The organism is Pantoea sp. Ap-967 (genome assembly GCF_011752565.1).
Lineage (GTDB): Bacteria > Pseudomonadota > Gammaproteobacteria > Pseudomonadales > Pseudomonadaceae > Aquipseudomonas.
This window is the reverse complement of the sequence record NZ_VWXK01000009.1, coordinates 48,847-64,856: the sequence shown is the minus strand read 5'-3', so window position 1 is coordinate 64,856 and position 16,010 is coordinate 48,847. Positions and strand designations below refer to the sequence as shown.

The following is a 16,010-nucleotide window of genomic DNA, read 5'->3' as shown; positions in this document are numbered from 1 at the left end:
CCGCTCCTACAACAAGGGCGGGGCAAGCCTGTTCCTACTGGGCTTTTCAGTAGCGGATCATCACCGACTTGAGCTCGGTGAAATCGTCGATGAACGCCGAGCCGAACTCGCGGCCGATGCCCGAGGCCTTGATGCCACCGAAGGGCACTGCAGGGTCGAGCAGGGTGTGCATGTTCACCCACAGGGTGCCGGCCTGGATTTCCGGGATCAGGCGCATGGCCTTGCCCAGGTCGTTGGTCCACAGGCTGGCGCTCAGGCCGTAGGGCGAGGCGTTCATCAGGTGCAGCAATTGGTCTTCGTCGTCGTAGGGCAGGAAGGTGGCCACCGGGCCGAAGGTTTCCTGGTTGAGCAGGGTGTCATTGACCGATTTGGCAAGGATCACCGTGGGTTCGACGAAACAGCCCGGGCCATCGCCAATGCGCCCGCCGTGGATGATCTGGCTGCCCTCGGCGCGGGCCGTGGCGAACAGCTCGGCAAGTTTTTGCTGGTGCGGCTTGTTGGCCACCGGCCCGAACTGCGTGGTTTCGTCCAGCGGCGAGCCGACCTTGAGCTGGCCCAGGCGCTGCGACAGGGCTTCGAGCAGCGGGTCGAGCCGCGAGCGGTGCACGTAGAAGCGCTCGCCCGCCGCGCAGATCTGCCCGGAATGCAGGAAGCCGGCTTCGATGATGCCGTCCACGGCCTTGTCGGTGGCAACGTCAGGCAGGAACGCCACGGCATTCTTGCCACCCAGTTCCAGGGTGGCGCGGGTCAGCTTGGCGCCCATGGCCGCCTGGCCCACGGCAATGCCGGTGGGCACGGAACCGGTGAACGACACCTTGTCGGTGCCGGGGTGTTCGATCAGCGCCTTGCCCACGTGGCCGGCACCGGTCAGCACGTTCAAGGCGCCCGCCGGCAGCCCGGCTTCGCTGGCCAGTTCAGCGATGCGCAGCAGGGTCAGCGGGGTAAACTCGCTGGGCTTGATGACGATGCTGCAGCCGGTGGTCAGCGCCGAGGCCAGCTTCCAGATGGCGATCATGGTGGCGAAGTTCCACGGCACGATGCCCACCACCACGCCGATCGGCTCGCGCAGGGTGTAGGCGCTGTAGCGCTCACCGGCGAACGAGGGCAGCGACGGGGTGATGGTCTGGCCGGTGATCTTGGTTGCCCAGCCGGCGTAGTAGCGCAGGAAATGCGCGGCCTGTTCCACTTCGAAGGCGCGGGAAATGCCGATCAGCTTGCCCGATTGCAAGGTTTCCAGCTGGGCCAGCTCCTCACGGTGGGCCTCCAGCAGGTCCGCCAGCCTGAACAGCACTGCGGCACGTGCGGCGGGGCTGCTGCGCGACCAGCTGGCAAAGCCCTGGCGCGCCGAGGTCACGGCCTGGTCGACGTCGGCCTGGGTGGCATCGGCGATGTGCGCCAGGGTTTGGCCATCAGCCGGGTTGCGCACCGGGATCGTTGCGCTGCCCTGGCTGGGCACCGTTTGGCCGTGGATGAACAGGCCATGCTCGCGGGCCAGGAAGGCGCGTACGGAAGGCAGAAGGGCGATGTCGCTCATGGGAACTCCTGGGGCAGAGGAGGCGGGCCTGTCGGCCGCCAAAGCCCAGGAGCATAGTGAGATGGGCGCGGGCGTTCTTGCGCCCCCGTGACAGCGGCATGACTCTGCCTGCCAGCGCCTTGCCGCTGGCAGGCAGCAACAAGGGCGGCGGCAGCCATTGGCAAGACGCCATGCCCGCCCAGGCGCACAGTAAGCCGGCCAGGAGGCAAGCGACAGCCATGCGTGCAGGGAATTGCCGCGTTCAACGCCATAACAACAAGCCGGGGCATAACGATGTCACTCAACAACACGCTCACCGAGCACCTCAACCGGGGCACCGTCGGTTTCCCCACCGCACTGGCCAGCACCGTCGGGCTGATCATGGCCAGCCCGGTGATCCTCACCGCGACCATGGGCTTCGGGATCGGCGGCGGCGCCTTCGCCATCGCCATGGTCATCGCCGCACTGATGATGCTGGCGCAGTCCACCACCTTCGCCGAGGCAGCTTCCATCCTGCCGACTACCGGTTCGGTCTATGACTACATCAACTGCGGCCTGGGCCGCTTCTTCGCCATCACCGGCACGCTGTCGGCCTACCTGATCGTGCATGTGTTCGCCGGCACCGCCGAAACCATCCTGTCCGGGGTGATGGCGCTGGTGAATTTCGAGCACCTCAACACCTTGGCCGAATCGGCCGGTGGCTCGTGGCTGCTGGGGGTGTGCTTCGTGCTCGCCTTCGCGGTGCTCAATGCCTTTGGCGTCAGTGCCTTCAGCCGCGCGGAAGTGATTTTGACCTTCGGCATGTGGACCACCCTGATGGTGTTCGGCGTGCTGGGCCTGATCGCCGCACCTGCCGTCGAGCTGGAAGGGCCGTTCGGCGTTTCGCTGGTGGGCACCGACCTGATGACCATTCTTTCGCTGATCGGCATGGCCATGTTCATGTTCGTCGGCTGCGAGTTCGTCACCCCGCTGGCGCCGGAGCTGCGCCGCTCGGCCTGGGTGCTGCCCAGGGCCATGGCGCTGGGCCTGTTCGGCGTTGCCAGCTGCATGTTCATCTACGGCGCCGCGATGAAGCGCCAGGTGGAGAACGTGGTGCTCGATGCGGCCAGCGGCGTGCACCTGCTGGACACGCCCATGGCCATCCCGCGTTTCGCCGAGCAGGTGATGGGCGATATCGGCCCGGTGTGGCTGGGCGTCGGTTTTCTCTTCGCCGGCGCTGCCACCATCAACACGCTGATGGCCGGGGTGCCGCGCATTCTCTACGGCATGGCCGTGGACGGCGCGCTGCCCAAGGTGTTCGCCTACTTGCACCCGCGCTTCAAGACGCCGCTGCTGTGCATCCTGGTGGTGGCGCTGATCCCGTGCCTGCATGCCTGGTACCTGGGCGGCAACCCGGAGAACATCCTGCACCTGGTACTGGCCGCAGTGTGTGCCTGGAGCACCGCCTACCTGCTGGTGACCCTGTCGGTGGTGATCCTGCGCATTCGCCGCCCGGACCTGCCGCGTGCCTACCGCTCGCCGTTGTTCCCGCTGCCGCAGATTGTCTCCAGCACCGGCATCGTCATCGGCATGTCGTTCATCACGCCCCCTGGGATGGACCCCGCGGACATCTACGTGCCATTTGCCATCATGCTCGGCGGCACGGCGGCCTACGCGCTGTTCTGGACCCTGTGCGTGCAGAAGGTCAACCCGTTCAAGCCGGCGCGGGTCGAGGACGTGCTGGCGAAGGAGTTCGCCGCCGAACCCGGCCATGTCGTGGAGCACACCCTGCATGATCAGACATTTGCGTGAGCACCTGCTGGCGCCCCGTGCGCTGGCAGGCTACCGACCTGGGGTCACCCTCGGGCACCTGTTGCGCAACCTGGGCTCGCTGCAGGTGCAGCAGCAGGGCTCGACCACCGCCGAGCTGCGCGACCCGGCCCAGGGTTGGTGCGCCGAGTTGCGCGAGTGCGTTCAAGCGCACCTGCTGATGCACGTGGTGACCTGCGAAGTCAGCCTGCGCGTTCCAGCCCTGCAACAGGGCGCAATGCGCTTGGAATTGCGCCATACCGGTGCGCTGCGCCGAACGGGCGTGACGGCGGTGTACCGCAGTGGCGACAAAGCTTGCTTCGCCCAGGTGCGCGAGCAGTTGCTGGCCGATGCGCCATTGCTGGCGGCGCTGATGCCGCTGGATTTCAAGCGCCTGACCCTGGAATGCAGCCATGGCCAGTGGCGCCTGGTGCTGGAGCACATGGGCGGCAGCGAGGTGGTCAACCGGATGCCCGCGTTTCGCCGCTACATTCAGGTCAGCCCGCCGCAACGCGGGCACCTGCTGGCCTGCCTGGCCCGGTTCAGCCAGTTGCTGCCGCACCTCTGAGGCGGATTGGCACATCCCTTGCTGGTTGTTTTCGACAAATTGTTACAGTTGTGCCGTCATTGTTAACATGTTATCAATGTCGGCATAACAACAAATTCCGCGTCGAGGGCAGCCATGCATACCCAACAATCCGACCGTCAGGGCCTGGAACACTGGACCCTGGCCATGCAGCAGATCTGCGGCCGCTTCGAAACCGCGCTGGCATCCACCCCTTCGTTGTTCATTGGCGAGGTATCGGCCAGTTCCCGCGCCGGGCTGCCGGTGGCCAACCTGCGCACCAACGCCGGCACCATCCGCCGCCTGGGCGAAAACCCCGCACTCGATGACGACCAGCATTGCTTCCTGGTCAGCCAGCGCAGCGGCCATTCAAGCGTGATGCAAGGCGGCACGCGCATCAGCCTGGCACCGGGCGAACTGCTGCTGATGGACTCGGTGGGCCCGTGCGAGATCAACCCCAATGGCCTGATCGAGCACGTGTCGTTGGCGCTGCCGCGCAGCCAGGTGCGCCGGCACATGGCCGGTGACGGCGTGATGTTCGGCAAGATTTCCTCCACCAACGCCTGCGGGCGCATGCTGCACATGCTGATGGACCAACTGTGCAAGGAGGGCAGCAGTGGCGAGGACGGCGCCCAGGGCGAGGCGCTGCAGAGCGCGTTCATTGCCCTGCTTGAGCCTGGGCTTGAGCGCGGTGCTGGCGGCCCTTGCAGTTTCGCAAGCCTGAGTGGGGCGAACCTGCGAGGTTATGTGCAGCAGGTGATCGACGAGTCGCTGTCACAACCTGGGTTGACGCCGGCCCACCTGGCCGGGCGCCTGAACATATCCGTGCGCCACCTGTACCGCCTGTTCGAAGAGGAGGGCGACAGCGTATGCCGCTACATTCAGCGGGCACGCCTCAAGCGCAGCGCCGACGACTTGGCCAACCCGTTCTACCGCGGCGAGTCGATCACTTCGATCGCCTACAAGTGGGGCTTCACCGATTCGGCGCATTTCAGCCGCTCGTTCAAGAAGCAGTTCGAACAATCGCCCAAGGACTACCGCGCCCAGGCCATGGCCTGATGCTGCTGCATTGCTATCGCGAGCTTTGCTCGCTCCTACGGGATCTGCTTGGCCCTGGTAGGAGCGAGCGCAGCTCGCGATGCGGGGGTTGCGGCGCGCTTCAGGCCACCGCCAGGTAATGCTTGACGAACGATTCGCTCAACACTTCCCACAGCACCGGTGTGCCCTTGCTGGCGAACCAGGCATCCCCGGCCCGGTAGCGGGTCACCTGGCCGGTGGATTCGTCGGTCAGCTGGATTTCGCCGGTCACGATCACCGCCTGCTCGTCGAAGGGGTACACCATGCGGAACTTGCCCCGCGTGGTGCCGAAATAGGCGCTGCTGACCGGATCGGTCGGTGCCCCATAGGTCATCTTGCCGAAGGCCCTTACATCGCCTTCGAGTATTTCCGAGCCCAGGTCGGCAACGCTGCCCCAGTCGTCGAGTTCGGACAGTTGCACACCTTGCTTGGCGGCGGTCAGGGTCATGGCAGTTCTCCAGTGAATGAACGGTACGGCTCAGCGGCGGCCGTTGAAAAAGCCCGACAGCTGGTGCACGGTCTTGCCGGCCGTGAGCAGCAGTGGGCGGAAATGGTCCTTGCCGAAAATGCGCGCATGCTTGACCGAGCGCAGCAGCTGGTAACGTGCCGAACCTTCAAGCATGCCCTCGGCGAGGACCTTGCAAATGATGTGGCTGGGCGTGACGCCAAAGCCTGAATAACCCTGCACATAGAACGCATTGGGTCGGCCGCTCAAGGTGCCGATCTGCGGGAACAGGTTGGCGCTGGTGGCCATCGGCCCGCCCCAGGCCAGGTCGATGCGCACGTTCTTCAGGTACGGGAATATCTTCAGCATCAGCGCCCGGTTCCAGGCCTTGAGGTCCATTGGAATGCGTTCGATGAACGGCGTGGCGGCGCCGAACAGCAGGCGGTTTTCGCGGGTGACGCGGAAGTAGTCGATCACCGGGCGGATGTCGCTGTAGGCGCCCCGAATCGGGCTGATACGCTGGATCAGCTCGTCCGGCAGTGGCTCGGTCATCATCTGGAAGGCGTAGGTGTTGATGGTGCGCGCGTGCAGCTCCGGTTCCAGTTTGTCGAGGAAGCTGTCACAGGCCCACAGCAGCTTGCTGGCGCGTACCGAACCGCGCCCGGTGCGCACGGTGATGCGTTCGCCGTAGGTCACCTGCAGCGCCGGGCTGTGTTCGAAAATCCGTGCGCCGTGGCCAACCAGCGCCTGGGCCTCACCCAGCAGCAGGTTCAGCGAATGCACGTGGCCGCCGCCCATGTGCAGCAGGGCGCTGCCATAGGCGTCGCTGCCGATGATCTGCTTTACCTCCGAGCCCCCCAGGAAGCGGATTTCGTCCCGTGGGTTGATCGCTTTGAAGTCTTTTTCCCACTGGCGCAGCGTGCGCGCCTGGCGTTCGTTGAAGCCCAGGTAGCCGTAGCCGTGGCAGAAGTCGGCATCGATGGCGTAGCGGTCGATGCGCGCCTTGATGATGCCGGCGCCCAGCTCGCTGATTTCGAAGATCTGCTTCAGGCCCTGCTCGCCAACGCTGCTGCGGATTTTCTCCAGGTCGTGGCCGATGCCGGCCATGATCTGCCCGCCGTTGCGCCCGGTGCCGCCGTAACCCAGGTGGCGGGCTTCGAGCACCACCGTGTTGGTGACGCCTTGTTCAGCCAGCTCCAGCGCGGTGTTGATACCCGAGAAGCCGCCGCCGATCACCACCACATCGGCCTCGATGTCGTGGTCCAGTGTGGGGAAGCTGAGGTTGTACTTTCGGGTCGCGGTGTAGTACGTCGGGGACTCGGTGCTGATCATGACGCCGCCTGCTGGGTTGAACGTGTGGTAGGGCCATTGCCGGCGCGCTCACAGGTGCTGCCATTAAGCACCGCTCGCGGGCCAGGTGTCTTGTTTGAGAGTGCCACGGTGTTTGCCCAGGCTGCCAGAGGGGCGGCTTGAGGGCTGCGGGAAACCGCTGGTATTTTCCATGGCGCGGCGAGGCGGTTGTGGTCCGTGGCCAATGCCCCTACGCTTGGCCATTGGAAAAACAGCAAAGGCTACCCATGACCAACACACCCCCTTCGTTGACGCTGAGCCTGTTGCAGGCCCGTGAGGCGGCAATGGCATTTTTCAGGCCTTTGCTCAACGAACACGACCTCACCGAGCAGCAATGGCGGGTGATCCGCATTCTGCACCAGCAAGGTGAGTTGGAAAGCCATCAACTGGCGAGCCTGGCGTGCATCCTCAAGCCCAGCATGACCGGCGTGCTCAGCCGCCTGGAGCGTGACGGGCTGGTCTGCAAGCGCAAGGCCGCCGAAGACCAGCGCCGGGTGTTCGTCAACCTGACCGACGCCGGCCAGGCCTGTTTCGCCTCGATGCGCGATGGCATGGAGGCTAACTACCAGAAGATCCAGGCCCAGTACGGCGAGGAAAAACTGCAGCAACTGATGAGCCTTTTGAACGAGCTCAAACGTATTGCTCCCTAACCTCACCCATCTCCAGGCCAACACCGCCCTGGTAGGAGCGAGCGCAGCTCGCGATGGGGCGCGAGGGGCCCCAGGGTTTCAGCTTCGCAGCTCATGACGCCGGGGCTGCTTTGCAGCCCATCGCGAGCTGCGCTCGCTCCTACCAAGATGGCGGGCGGTTGCGGGGCTTAGAACCCTGGGGCGATCTGGCCTTTGTAGCGGGTCAGGATGAAGTTGCGCACCTCGGGTGAATTGAGCGCCTTGGCCAACTTCTGGATGCCAGGGTCCTGCAGGTTATCCGGGCGAGCTACCAGGTACTCCACATACAGGTCCTTGCCTTTCTCCACGATCAGCGCGCTGTTGGTGTCGATTCCGGCTTCAAGGGCATAGTTGGCGAAGACGAACGCCAGGTCCACCTGGTTCACCGAGCGCGCCAGCATGGCGCCTTCCAGTTCACGGATTTTCAGGTGCCGGGGGTTTTCGCTGATGTCGCGCGTGGTGGACTGCGGGTTGGACGGGTCCTTGAGCGTGATCAGCCCGGCCTCGGCCAGCAGCACCAAGGCCCGCCCCGTGTTCACCGGGTCGTTGGGGATGGCCACGCTGGCGCCGTCGGGTAGCTCGGCCAGGGTCTTGTACTTGGCCGAGTAGGCACCGAAGGGCTCGATATGCACGCCCACCACCGGCACCAGGTCGGTGTGCCGGGTTTTGTTGAAGTCATTGAGGAACGGCCGGTACTGGTAGTAATTGGCATCCAGGTTTTTCTGCGCCAGTTGCAGGTTGGGTTGGATGAAGTCGTTGAACACCTTGATGTCCAGGTCGACGCCTTGCTTGGCCAGCGCCGGTTTGACGAACTCAAGGATTTCAGCGTGCGGCACGGGCGTGGCGCCGACCACCAGGTGTTCGCCGGCGTGGGCGTTGAAGGCGATGAACGCGGCAAGGGCTGCGAGGGTCTTTTTCATGGGGATTCCTTGGGGAAAATTCAGCGTCGGGTGTAATGCTTGACCAGGCGATCGCCGGTCATCTGCAGGGCCTGCACCAGCACGATCAACAGCAGCACGGTGACCACCATCACATCGGTCTGGAAGCGCTGGTAGCCGAAGCGGATTGCCAGGTCGCCCAGGCCTCCGCCACCGATCACGCCGGCCATGGCGGTGTAGTCGACCAGTACGATGGCGGTGACCGTGACCGCTGCGATCAGCCCGGTGCGGGCCTCGGGTAACAAGGTGTGGCGAATGATTTGCGGGATGCTGCCGCCCATGGCCTGGCAGGCCTCGACCAGGCCGCGGTCGACTTCGCGCAGGGCGGTTTCCACCAGGCGGGCGAAGAACGGCGTGCAGCCGATCACCAGCGGCGGGATCGTGCCCTTGACCCCCAGGGAGGTGCCGGCAAGCAGGGTGGTCAACGGAATCAGCACGATCAGCAGGATGATGAACGGCAACGAGCGCAGCACGTTCACCACCACCGACAGGCAGCGGTACAACGGCCCGTTGGCCAGCAACTGGCGTTGCCCGGTCAGGTACAGCAGCACGCCCAGGGGCAGGCCAAGCAGCACCGTGAAGCCCAGGGCCACGCTGAGCATGCTCAGGGTGTCGAGGCAGGCCTGGGCGATTTCCGCCCAGTCGACATTGGCCAGCAGTTCGTTCATCGCCGTGCCTCCTGGCGCAGCACCGCCGCCGGGTGTGGCAGGCCCAGGCGATCGCCGCGGCCGAACAGTTTGTTGCGCAACGTGCCGGGGCTGTAGGCGCGCTTGAAGGCGCCCCGGGCCTGCAGTTCGGGTATCAGCAAGTCGACCACGGCCTCGAAGGTTTCCGGGGCCACCACGCAGGCCAGGTTGAAGCCGTCCACGCCGGTGTCCTCGACCCACTCCAGCAACTGGTCGGCCACGGTTTGCGCCGAGCCCACCAGCACCGGGCCATCGCCGCCAATGGCGCAGTAATCGGCGATCTCTGCCGTGGTCCAGGTGCGGGTTGGGTCGGCGCGGGTGAAAGCCTCGACAGCGGACTGGATGGCTTCGCTGGGCACCTCGCGCAGCACCTGGCCGGGGGCGTATTCGGCAAAGTCGATGCCGGTCCAGCCCGACATCAGCGCCAGGGCGCCGCTGCGGCTGGCGTACTGGCGGTATTCTTCGAGCAGGGCCAGGGCCTGCTGGTTGGTAGCTGCGACGATCACCGTGAGCTGTTCGAGCACCTGCACGTCGTCCGCTGCGCGGCCTGCTGCCTGCGCCGCCGCGCGCAATTCGGCCACCTGCTTGCGCAGCACGGCCTTGCTCGGCGCCGCAACGAACACGCATTCGGCGTTGGCCGCGGCGAAGGCCCGCCCGCGGCTGGATGCGCCAGCCTGGTAAATGACTGGCGAGCGTTGCGGCGACGGCTCGCACAGGTGAAAACCTGGCACCTTGAACCAAGGCCCTTGGTGGTCGATGCCATGCACCTTGGCGGGGTCTGCGTACACCCCAGACGTGCGGTCGGCTTGCACCGCATCATCCTCCCAGCTGGTTTCCCAGAGCTTGTAGCACACCTGCAGGTATTCCTCGGCCAGGGCATAGCGCTGGTCGTGGCCCAGGGGCGCCTGGCCCAGGTTGCGTGCGCCGCTGGCCAGGTAGGAGGTGACGATGTTCCAGCCGGCACGGCCCTGGGTCAGGTGATCGAGGGTGCTCATGCGCCGGGCGAAGGGGTAGGGGTGTTCGAACGACACCGAGGCGGTCACGCCAAAGCCCAGGTGTTGGGTGGCCGCTGCCATTGCCGGCACCAGTTGCAGCGGGTCGTTGACCGGCACCTGCGCCGCCTGGCTCAACGCCGTGTCGGCACTGGCGCCATACACGTCGTAGACACCCAGCACGTCGGCGATGAACAGGCCATCGAAGCAGCCACGTTCCAGGGTCTTGGCCAGCGCCACCCAGTAATGGATGTCGGTGTAGCGTGTGGCCTGGTCGCGGGGGTGGCGCCACAGGCCCGGGGAAAGATGCCCGACCGTGTTCATTGCGAAGGCATTGAGGCGAATCTGCTTGGTCATGGCGTGCCCTCAGTTCCAGTCGTGACGCGCCGGCCTGACGCCGTTCAGTGCCCAGTTGCCAACCAGGTGGTACTTCCAGCGCACCGGGTCGTGCAGGGTGTGGACCCGGGCGTTGCGCCAGTGGCGGTCGAAGTTGTGGCGGGTCAGCGACGAGCGTGTGCCGCCCAGTTCGAACAGGCGGTTGCTGGCGTCGATTGCCACCTCGGTGGTGAGCACCTTGGCCTTGGCCACGGCGACCGAGGCCAGCGCCACGTTGTCCTCGTCCGGCGCAGGCTTGGCCGCGTCCAGTGCGCGGCCGGCGCGTTCGAGCAGGGCTTCGGCGGCCTCCTGGCGGATTTCCAGGTTACCGACCTGAATGATGGTCAAGGGGTCTTCGCTGGCGTGCTCGACCTTGGCGTCGATCCACGGGCGGGCCTGCTCGCGCACGAAGGCGATGGTGTCGTCCAGCGCTGCGCGGCCGATGCCCGCGTCGATGGCGGCGGTGGTCAGTTGCGCGAAGGGGCCGGCCAGGGTCGGGTTTTCGTAGGAGCGGTAGCTGGGGAACAGGTTGAAGGCCGGTACCCGCAGGCCGTCGAGCAGCACGCTGCCGCTGGCGGTGGTGCGCTGGCCCATGCTGCTCCAGTCATCGACGATCACCAAACCCGGCGTGCCACGTTCGACGAACGCCAGTTGCGCACGGTCCTGCTCATCCAGGGCCAGCACGCCGATCCAATGGGCATACAACGAGCCGGTGCAATAGCCCTTGCGCCCGTCGATGCGGTAGCCGTCGCCTTCGCTGGCCAGCCGGGTGCTGATGTGTTGTACGGTCTTGCCGCCGGTTTCCGACAGGGCATTGGCGAAGCGGTGGCCCTTGAGCACCAGGTCGAAGAAGTAGCGCTGTTGTTCGGGCGTGCCTTGCAGGCGGATGTCTTCGAGCAGGCAGTAGTGGTTTTGCGGAATCTGCCCAAGCGAGGGGTCGGCAGCAGAGACGATGGCAATGACGTGCGCCAGGGTTGCGAACGACACTTCGGCGCCGCCATAGGCGCGGGGCACGGTGATGCCCCACAGGCCACTGTTGGAAAAAGCATCGACGATATCGGCCGGCACCTCGCGGTTTCGGTCACGTTCGGCGGCACCCTCGCGCAGCCGTTCGGCAACCTGGTGGGCGATGCGGATGGCCTCGGCGTCGTCATGGATGATACGCGCCGCTGGGCGGCGGATATCGTAGTGGGCGGAAACGGTCGGGGTGGGCATGGGGCTGCTCGCGTGACATTGGATAGCTTCACGTTGCAGCCGCTGTGCCAACCTTTTACATCAATGAATTCAGTGGGTTACCTAGGGGTACTGTTGCTGGCGGTACAGTATTCCGGGGGCTGCTGTTGATTGGCTGTGCCATTTGCAACAGTGGTTGAAGCGCGTCTATCGCGCCCTGCTATTGATAAAACCGATGGCATCTATGTCGCAGGCATCAATTCCATCAAACAAAATGTGGCCCATCCCCGCAATCACAACGATGGAGCCTGCCATGAACAAACCGTCTTTCAGCGAACGCCTGGTCCACGCCGTGGGCTACGAACTTTTCGCCGTCCTGCTGTGCGCACCCCTGCTGTCGTGGATCATGGGCAAGTCACTGGCCACCGCCGGCGCCCTGGCGGTCACGTTGTCGGTGATCGCGATGCTCTGGAACATGGCCTACAACGCCGTGGTCGACCGCCTGGTGGCGACCCCGCGCATTCAGTGGAAGGCCTTGGCCCGCGTCGCCCATGGCCTGGGCTTCGAAGCGGGGCTGGTGGTCTGGTGCCTGCCGGTGGCCGCCTGGATGCTGGAGATCTCGCTGTTGCAGGCGTTCATGGTCGAACTTGGGTTCTTCGTGATCATTCTGCCCTACACGGTGCTGTACAACTGGGCGTTCGACAAGGCCCGGCATCTGCTGCTGCAACGCCGCGCCGTGGCCTGAATGCCTGGGTATCTCGGCACACTCGGCTGACGACAAACACTCACGTCCACGCCCCGGCCTGTGAGAGGATGTCGGCCAACCTAGCCAGGACCCCGAACGCAGCCTGATGAAGACACCAAAAAGAATCGAACCACTGATCGAAGACGGCCTGGTCGATGAAGTATTGCGCCCGCTGATGAGCGGCAAGGAAGCGGCCGTCTACGTGGTGCGCTGCGGTGCCCAGGTACGCTGTGCCAAGGTCTACAAGGAAGCCAACAAGCGCAGCTTCCGCCAGGCCGCCGAGTACCAGGAGGGCCGCAAGGTGCGCAACAGCCGCCAGGCCCGGGCCATGGCCAAGGGCAGCAAGTATGGCCGCAAGGAAGCCGAGGACGCCTGGCAAAATGCCGAGGTAGCCGCGCTGTTCCGCCTGGCCGGTGCCGGCGTGCGGGTGCCCAAGCCGTTCGATTTCCAGGACGGCGTGCTGCTGATGGAGCTGGTCACCGACGCCGACGGCGATGCCGCCCCGCGCCTGAACGATGTTTCCCTGGAAGCCGAAGAGGCGCGTGAATACCACGCTTTCGTTATCCGCCAGATCGTGCTGATGCTGTGTGCTGGCCTGGTGCATGGCGACCTGTCGGAATTCAACGTGCTGCTCGGCCCCGACGGCCCGGTGATCATCGACCTGCCCCAGGCGGTGGATGCGGCAGGCAACAACCATGCGTTCAGCATGCTGCAACGGGACGTGGCGAACATGGCCCACTACTTCGGGCGTTCCGCCCCGGAGCTCAAGGCCACCCGCTATGCCGACGAAATGTGGGCCTTGTATGAGGCCGGCGAACTGCGCCCGGACAGCCCGCTGACTGGCCACTTCGAAGACGATGACCAGGCCGCCGACGTGGCCGGGGTGATGCGCGAGATCGACGCCACCCTGCGCGACGAGGCACGCCGCCGTGCCGCCCGGGAAGAGGCCGAGCAGGGGCCGGCCAAGGCCGAGGAGCCTACACCGCCCTGGATGCAGTGAGCGAGGGCACCTTGCCTGTAGGAGCGAGCGTGGCTCGCGATGGGGCGCGCAGCGGCCCCAGGGCTTCAGCTTCGCGACTCGTCACGCCGGGGCTGCGCTGCAGCCCATCGCGAGCTGCGCTCGCTCCTACAACAGGTGCAGCGTTCGTGCCTGCATTAGTTGCTGCTCATCCTCTGCACAGGCAAAAAAGGGCTGTTGCCTTTGACGCAAGACATTATCTCGTCATCTGGCCTTTTCACTGGCGCGCGACAGGCATAAGGTATACGCCGTTCAAAAATGCCCTGGAGCTGTCATGTCCAACCTGTTTCCTTCCGTTCGCCCGCGCCGCCTGCGCCAGAACGAATCCCTGCGCACGATCTTCCAGGAAACCGAGTTCCGCCTCGAAGACCTGATCCTGCCGATCTTCGTCGAAGAAGGTATCGACGACTTCGTGCCGATCACCAGCATGCCAGGCGTCAACCGCATTCCGGAAAAACGGCTGGCCCAGGAAATCGAGCGCTACGCCCGCGCCGGCATCAAGTCGGTGATGACCTTCGGCGTGTCGCATAACCTGGACGCCACCGGCAGCGACACCTGGAATGAAAACGGCCTGGTCGCGCGCATGTCGCGCATCTGCAAGGACACCGTGCCGGAAATGGTGGTGATGTCCGACACCTGCTTCTGCGAGTACACCAGCCACGGCCACTGCGGCGTGCTGCACGACCACGGCGTGGACAACGACGCCACCCTGGCCAACCTGGGCAAGCAGGCGGTTATCGCGGCTGCCGCTGGCGCCGACTTCATCGCCCCGTCGGCGGCAATGGACGGCCAGGTCCAGGCCATTCGCAGTGCACTGGATGGCGCAGGTTTCCATGACACCGCGATCATGGCCTATTCCACCAAGTTCGCCTCGGCGCTGTATGGGCCGTTCCGCGAAGCGGGGGGGACGGCGCTCAAGGGCGACCGCAAGAGCTACCAGATGAACCCGATGAACCGCCGCGAAGCGGTGCGTGAATCGCTGCTCGACGAGCAGGAAGGTGCCGATGTGCTGATGGTCAAGCCGGCCGGTGCCTACCTTGACGTGATCGCCGACATCCGCAACGCCTCGCGCCTGCCACTGGCGGCCTACCAGGTGAGCGGCGAGTACGCGATGATCAAGTTCGGCGGGCTGGCCGGGGCCATCGACGAAGGGCGAGTGGTGCGTGAGAGCCTGGGGGCGATCAAGCGTGCGGGTGCTGATTTGATCCTGACCTATTTCGCCATGGACCTGGCGCGCGACGGGATCTGATTGGCAAGGCGCCGCTTGCGCGGCGCATCGCCAGCGGCGTATTACAACGCCGCTGCTTCCTGCAGGCTCATCGACCGGGTTTCCGGTGCCAGCAGCAGCGACACCGCCAGCCCCAGCATGGTGATGGCGGTGGCCGCGAACATCGTGTTGGCGATGCCGAACTGCTCCAGCGAGATCGGCACCAGCCAGGTGCCAATGGCTGAACTGAACGCCGCCAGCGACGCCCCCATGCCCACCGCAAACGCGCGGATCTCGGTAGGGAACAGCTCGTTCGGGTAGACGAACTCCAGTACCTGGGCGCCGCCGATGAACAGCGCATAGGCGCCGAACAGCGACAGCACCACCCAGCCCTGGGCATCGGGGAACAGCCCCAGGCCCAGCAGTGCCAACCCCGACCAGAGGAAACTGTGGATGATGATGGTACGCCGGCCCAGGTAGTTGATCAGCCAGGTTGCCACGCAGCAGCCAATCACCAAGATCAGGGTAATGCCCATCGAGCCGTAGGCGGCCAGGTTGCCGGTCAGCTTCAGTGCCTGGAACAGCTTGGGCACGAAGGCGTACACGGCAAACAGCGGAATCACCGCGCAGGCCCAGAACATCACCACGAAGAAAATACGCTTTCCATACCCCGCCCGCAGTGCGTCGAGGAACGACATCGCCGCCCCTGCTGCGCCGTCATCGCTGATGTTGCGCAGCGAGAACGTGTTGCCGTAGACCTGGCGGATCACCTGCTCGGCCTCCTCGCGCCGGCCCTTGCTCAACAGCCAGCGCGGTGACTCCGGGGTGCCCAGGCGCGCCAGTAACAGCAAGCCGGCGATCAGGGCCGGGCTGGCCATGACCACGCGCCATTGCTCGGGGCCTGCGTCTGCGAGCATGAAGTTGCCCGCGATGTAGGCCAGCGCGGCACCGACGAACCACAGCACCGTCAGCAGCGACAGCCGCGAGCCGCGGGACTTCTGTGGAAGAAACTCGGTGAGCAGCGAGCCCGCAGCGGTGTACTCGATGCCCACGGCCAGGCCGCAGCACAGGCGCAGCACCGACAGCAGTAGCGGGTCTTGAACCACCAGCATGCCCAAGGACGACAGCAGGACCATCGCCGGGGCCACGAAGAACAGCTTCTGGCGGCCCAGGCGGTCGGTCAGCCAGCCGCCGAAGAAGCCACCGGCGAACACGCCGAGCAGGGCCATGGCGGCAATCATGCCTTGCCAGAAGCCGCCCAGCTGCAGCGCAGCGGCCATGGGCAAGGTGGCGACGCCGATGATGCTGAGGATATAGCCAACCATCACCCAGCCAAGGCCGGTGCGCAGGGTGAGCAGTTGATGGAAGCGGTTGATTTCAACGTCGTCGATCATGACGGGTTGGGCAGTGGAACGCATGATTCTCTCTTGAACGGTGGGGGCAATGCAGGCAGAGGCGGGCACACAGGCC

At 65.1% G+C, this 16,010-nt stretch carries 15 protein-coding genes; 7 read left to right on the top strand and 8 right to left on the bottom strand.

Annotated features, from left to right (window positions below; all coding sequences use genetic code 11):
• Window positions 1–46: 46 nt before the first annotated feature.
• On the bottom strand, window positions 47–1,534 hold the full coding sequence (locus F3J45_RS11785; protein ID WP_167062148.1) for an aldehyde dehydrogenase family protein: 1,488 nt from the start codon (window positions 1,532–1,534) through the stop codon (window positions 47–49).
• Window positions 1,535–1,807: 273 nt separating this feature from the next.
• Between F3J45_RS11785 and F3J45_RS11780 the strand changes: the two genes are divergently transcribed.
• The 3 genes from F3J45_RS11780 (at window position 1,808) to feaR (ending at window position 4,925) form a co-directional block, all read left to right on the top strand.
• On the top strand, window positions 1,808–3,304 hold the full coding sequence (locus F3J45_RS11780; RefSeq protein ID WP_167062145.1) for an APC family permease: 1,497 nt from the start codon (window positions 1,808–1,810) through the stop codon (window positions 3,302–3,304).
• Window positions 3,285–3,869: a DUF3156 family protein gene (locus F3J45_RS11775; protein WP_167062142.1), complete on the top strand. Its 585-nt coding sequence runs from the start codon at window positions 3,285–3,287 to the stop codon at window positions 3,867–3,869. Before F3J45_RS11780 ends, F3J45_RS11775 begins: the two co-directional genes overlap by 20 nt.
• A 114-nt stretch (window positions 3,870–3,983) precedes the next feature.
• Window positions 3,984–4,925, top strand: a complete 942-nt coding sequence (feaR, locus tag F3J45_RS11770; RefSeq protein ID WP_167062139.1) for a transcriptional regulator FeaR — start codon at window positions 3,984–3,986, stop codon at window positions 4,923–4,925.
• Between the two features lie 100 nt (window positions 4,926–5,025).
• Here feaR and F3J45_RS11765 read toward each other — a convergent pair whose 3' ends face one another.
• Window positions 5,026–5,391, bottom strand: coding sequence for a cupin domain-containing protein (locus F3J45_RS11765; RefSeq protein WP_167062136.1), 366 nt, complete (start codon window positions 5,389–5,391; stop codon window positions 5,026–5,028).
• A 30-nt stretch (window positions 5,392–5,421) separates the two neighbouring features.
• Window positions 5,422–6,720 (bottom strand): FAD-binding oxidoreductase, encoded by a 1,299-nt coding sequence (locus tag F3J45_RS11760; RefSeq protein ID WP_167062134.1) that lies wholly within the window; start codon window positions 6,718–6,720, stop codon window positions 5,422–5,424.
• 245 nt (window positions 6,721–6,965) lie between these two features.
• On the opposite strand from F3J45_RS11760, the gene hpaR reads away from it, so the two are divergent.
• Window positions 6,966–7,388: a homoprotocatechuate degradation operon regulator HpaR gene (gene hpaR, locus F3J45_RS11755; protein ID WP_167062131.1), complete on the top strand. Its 423-nt coding sequence runs from the start codon at window positions 6,966–6,968 to the stop codon at window positions 7,386–7,388.
• 167 nt (window positions 7,389–7,555) lie between these two features.
• Here the strand turns inward: hpaR and F3J45_RS11750 are convergent, their stop codons facing one another.
• The 4 genes from F3J45_RS11750 to F3J45_RS11735 are packed head-to-tail and all read right to left on the bottom strand — an operon-like array spanning window position 7,556 to window position 11,612.
• Window positions 7,556–8,326 carry a MetQ/NlpA family ABC transporter substrate-binding protein gene (locus F3J45_RS11750; RefSeq protein WP_167062128.1) on the bottom strand — a complete coding sequence of 257 codons (771 nt, stop codon included), beginning with the start codon at window positions 8,324–8,326 and terminating at the stop codon, window positions 7,556–7,558.
• A 20-nt stretch (window positions 8,327–8,346) separates the two neighbouring features.
• On the bottom strand, window positions 8,347–9,012 hold the full coding sequence (locus tag F3J45_RS11745; RefSeq protein WP_167062125.1) for a methionine ABC transporter permease: 666 nt from the start codon (window positions 9,010–9,012) through the stop codon (window positions 8,347–8,349).
• Window positions 9,009–10,379 (bottom strand): LLM class flavin-dependent oxidoreductase, encoded by a 1,371-nt coding sequence (locus F3J45_RS11740; protein ID WP_167062122.1) that lies wholly within the window; start codon window positions 10,377–10,379, stop codon window positions 9,009–9,011. Before F3J45_RS11740 ends, F3J45_RS11745 begins: the two co-directional genes overlap by 4 nt.
• A 9-nt stretch (window positions 10,380–10,388) precedes the next feature.
• Complete coding sequence (locus F3J45_RS11735) at window positions 10,389–11,612, bottom strand: SfnB family sulfur acquisition oxidoreductase (RefSeq protein WP_167062118.1); 1,224 nt, start codon at window positions 11,610–11,612, stop codon at window positions 10,389–10,391.
• 271 nt (window positions 11,613–11,883) lie between these two features.
• Between F3J45_RS11735 and F3J45_RS11730 the strand changes: the two genes are divergently transcribed.
• From F3J45_RS11730 to hemB, 3 genes are all read left to right on the top strand, one after another.
• The gene (locus F3J45_RS11730; RefSeq protein WP_167062115.1) at window positions 11,884–12,315 is read left to right on the top strand and encodes a multidrug/biocide efflux PACE transporter; all 432 of its coding nucleotides are present in this window, start codon (window positions 11,884–11,886) and stop codon (window positions 12,313–12,315) included.
• Window positions 12,316–12,421: 106 nt separating this feature from the next.
• Window positions 12,422–13,315 (top strand): PA4780 family RIO1-like protein kinase, encoded by an 894-nt coding sequence (locus F3J45_RS11725; protein WP_167062112.1) that lies wholly within the window; start codon window positions 12,422–12,424, stop codon window positions 13,313–13,315.
• A gap of 292 nt (window positions 13,316–13,607) precedes the next feature.
• The gene (hemB, locus tag F3J45_RS11720) at window positions 13,608–14,582 is read left to right on the top strand and encodes a porphobilinogen synthase (RefSeq protein WP_167062109.1); all 975 of its coding nucleotides are present in this window, start codon (window positions 13,608–13,610) and stop codon (window positions 14,580–14,582) included.
• A gap of 41 nt (window positions 14,583–14,623) precedes the next feature.
• Here hemB and F3J45_RS11715 read toward each other — a convergent pair whose 3' ends face one another.
• Window positions 14,624–15,958 carry an MFS transporter gene (locus F3J45_RS11715; protein ID WP_167062104.1) on the bottom strand — a complete coding sequence of 445 codons (1,335 nt, stop codon included), beginning with the start codon at window positions 15,956–15,958 and terminating at the stop codon, window positions 14,624–14,626.
• Window positions 15,959–16,010: the final 52 nt, after the last annotated feature.

What these genes read in the sequence shown, in the direction of transcription:
- F3J45_RS11785 (WP_167062148.1), bottom strand. Translation starts at nt 1,534, where the DNA reads ATGAGCGACATCGCCCTTCTGCCTTCCGTACGCGCCTTCCTGGCCCGC.
- F3J45_RS11780 (WP_167062145.1), top strand. Translation starts at nt 1,808, where the DNA reads ATGTCACTCAACAACACGCTCACCGAGCACCTCAACCGGGGCACCGTC.
- F3J45_RS11775 (WP_167062142.1), top strand. Translation starts at nt 3,285, where the DNA reads ATGATCAGACATTTGCGTGAGCACCTGCTGGCGCCCCGTGCGCTGGCA.
- feaR (WP_167062139.1), top strand. Translation starts at nt 3,984, where the DNA reads ATGCATACCCAACAATCCGACCGTCAGGGCCTGGAACACTGGACCCTG.
- F3J45_RS11765 (WP_167062136.1), bottom strand. Translation starts at nt 5,391, where the DNA reads ATGACCCTGACCGCCGCCAAGCAAGGTGTGCAACTGTCCGAACTCGAC.
- F3J45_RS11760 (WP_167062134.1), bottom strand. Translation starts at nt 6,720, where the DNA reads ATGATCAGCACCGAGTCCCCGACGTACTACACCGCGACCCGAAAGTAC.
- hpaR (WP_167062131.1), top strand. Translation starts at nt 6,966, where the DNA reads ATGACCAACACACCCCCTTCGTTGACGCTGAGCCTGTTGCAGGCCCGT.
- F3J45_RS11750 (WP_167062128.1), bottom strand. Translation starts at nt 8,326, where the DNA reads ATGAAAAAGACCCTCGCAGCCCTTGCCGCGTTCATCGCCTTCAACGCC.
- F3J45_RS11745 (WP_167062125.1), bottom strand. Translation starts at nt 9,012, where the DNA reads ATGAACGAACTGCTGGCCAATGTCGACTGGGCGGAAATCGCCCAGGCC.
- F3J45_RS11740 (WP_167062122.1), bottom strand. Translation starts at nt 10,379, where the DNA reads ATGACCAAGCAGATTCGCCTCAATGCCTTCGCAATGAACACGGTCGGG.
- F3J45_RS11735 (WP_167062118.1), bottom strand. Translation starts at nt 11,612, where the DNA reads ATGCCCACCCCGACCGTTTCCGCCCACTACGATATCCGCCGCCCAGCG.
- F3J45_RS11730 (WP_167062115.1), top strand. Translation starts at nt 11,884, where the DNA reads ATGAACAAACCGTCTTTCAGCGAACGCCTGGTCCACGCCGTGGGCTAC.
- F3J45_RS11725 (WP_167062112.1), top strand. Translation starts at nt 12,422, where the DNA reads ATGAAGACACCAAAAAGAATCGAACCACTGATCGAAGACGGCCTGGTC.
- hemB (WP_167062109.1), top strand. Translation starts at nt 13,608, where the DNA reads ATGTCCAACCTGTTTCCTTCCGTTCGCCCGCGCCGCCTGCGCCAGAAC.
- F3J45_RS11715 (WP_167062104.1), bottom strand. Translation starts at nt 15,958, where the DNA reads ATGCGTTCCACTGCCCAACCCGTCATGATCGACGACGTTGAAATCAAC.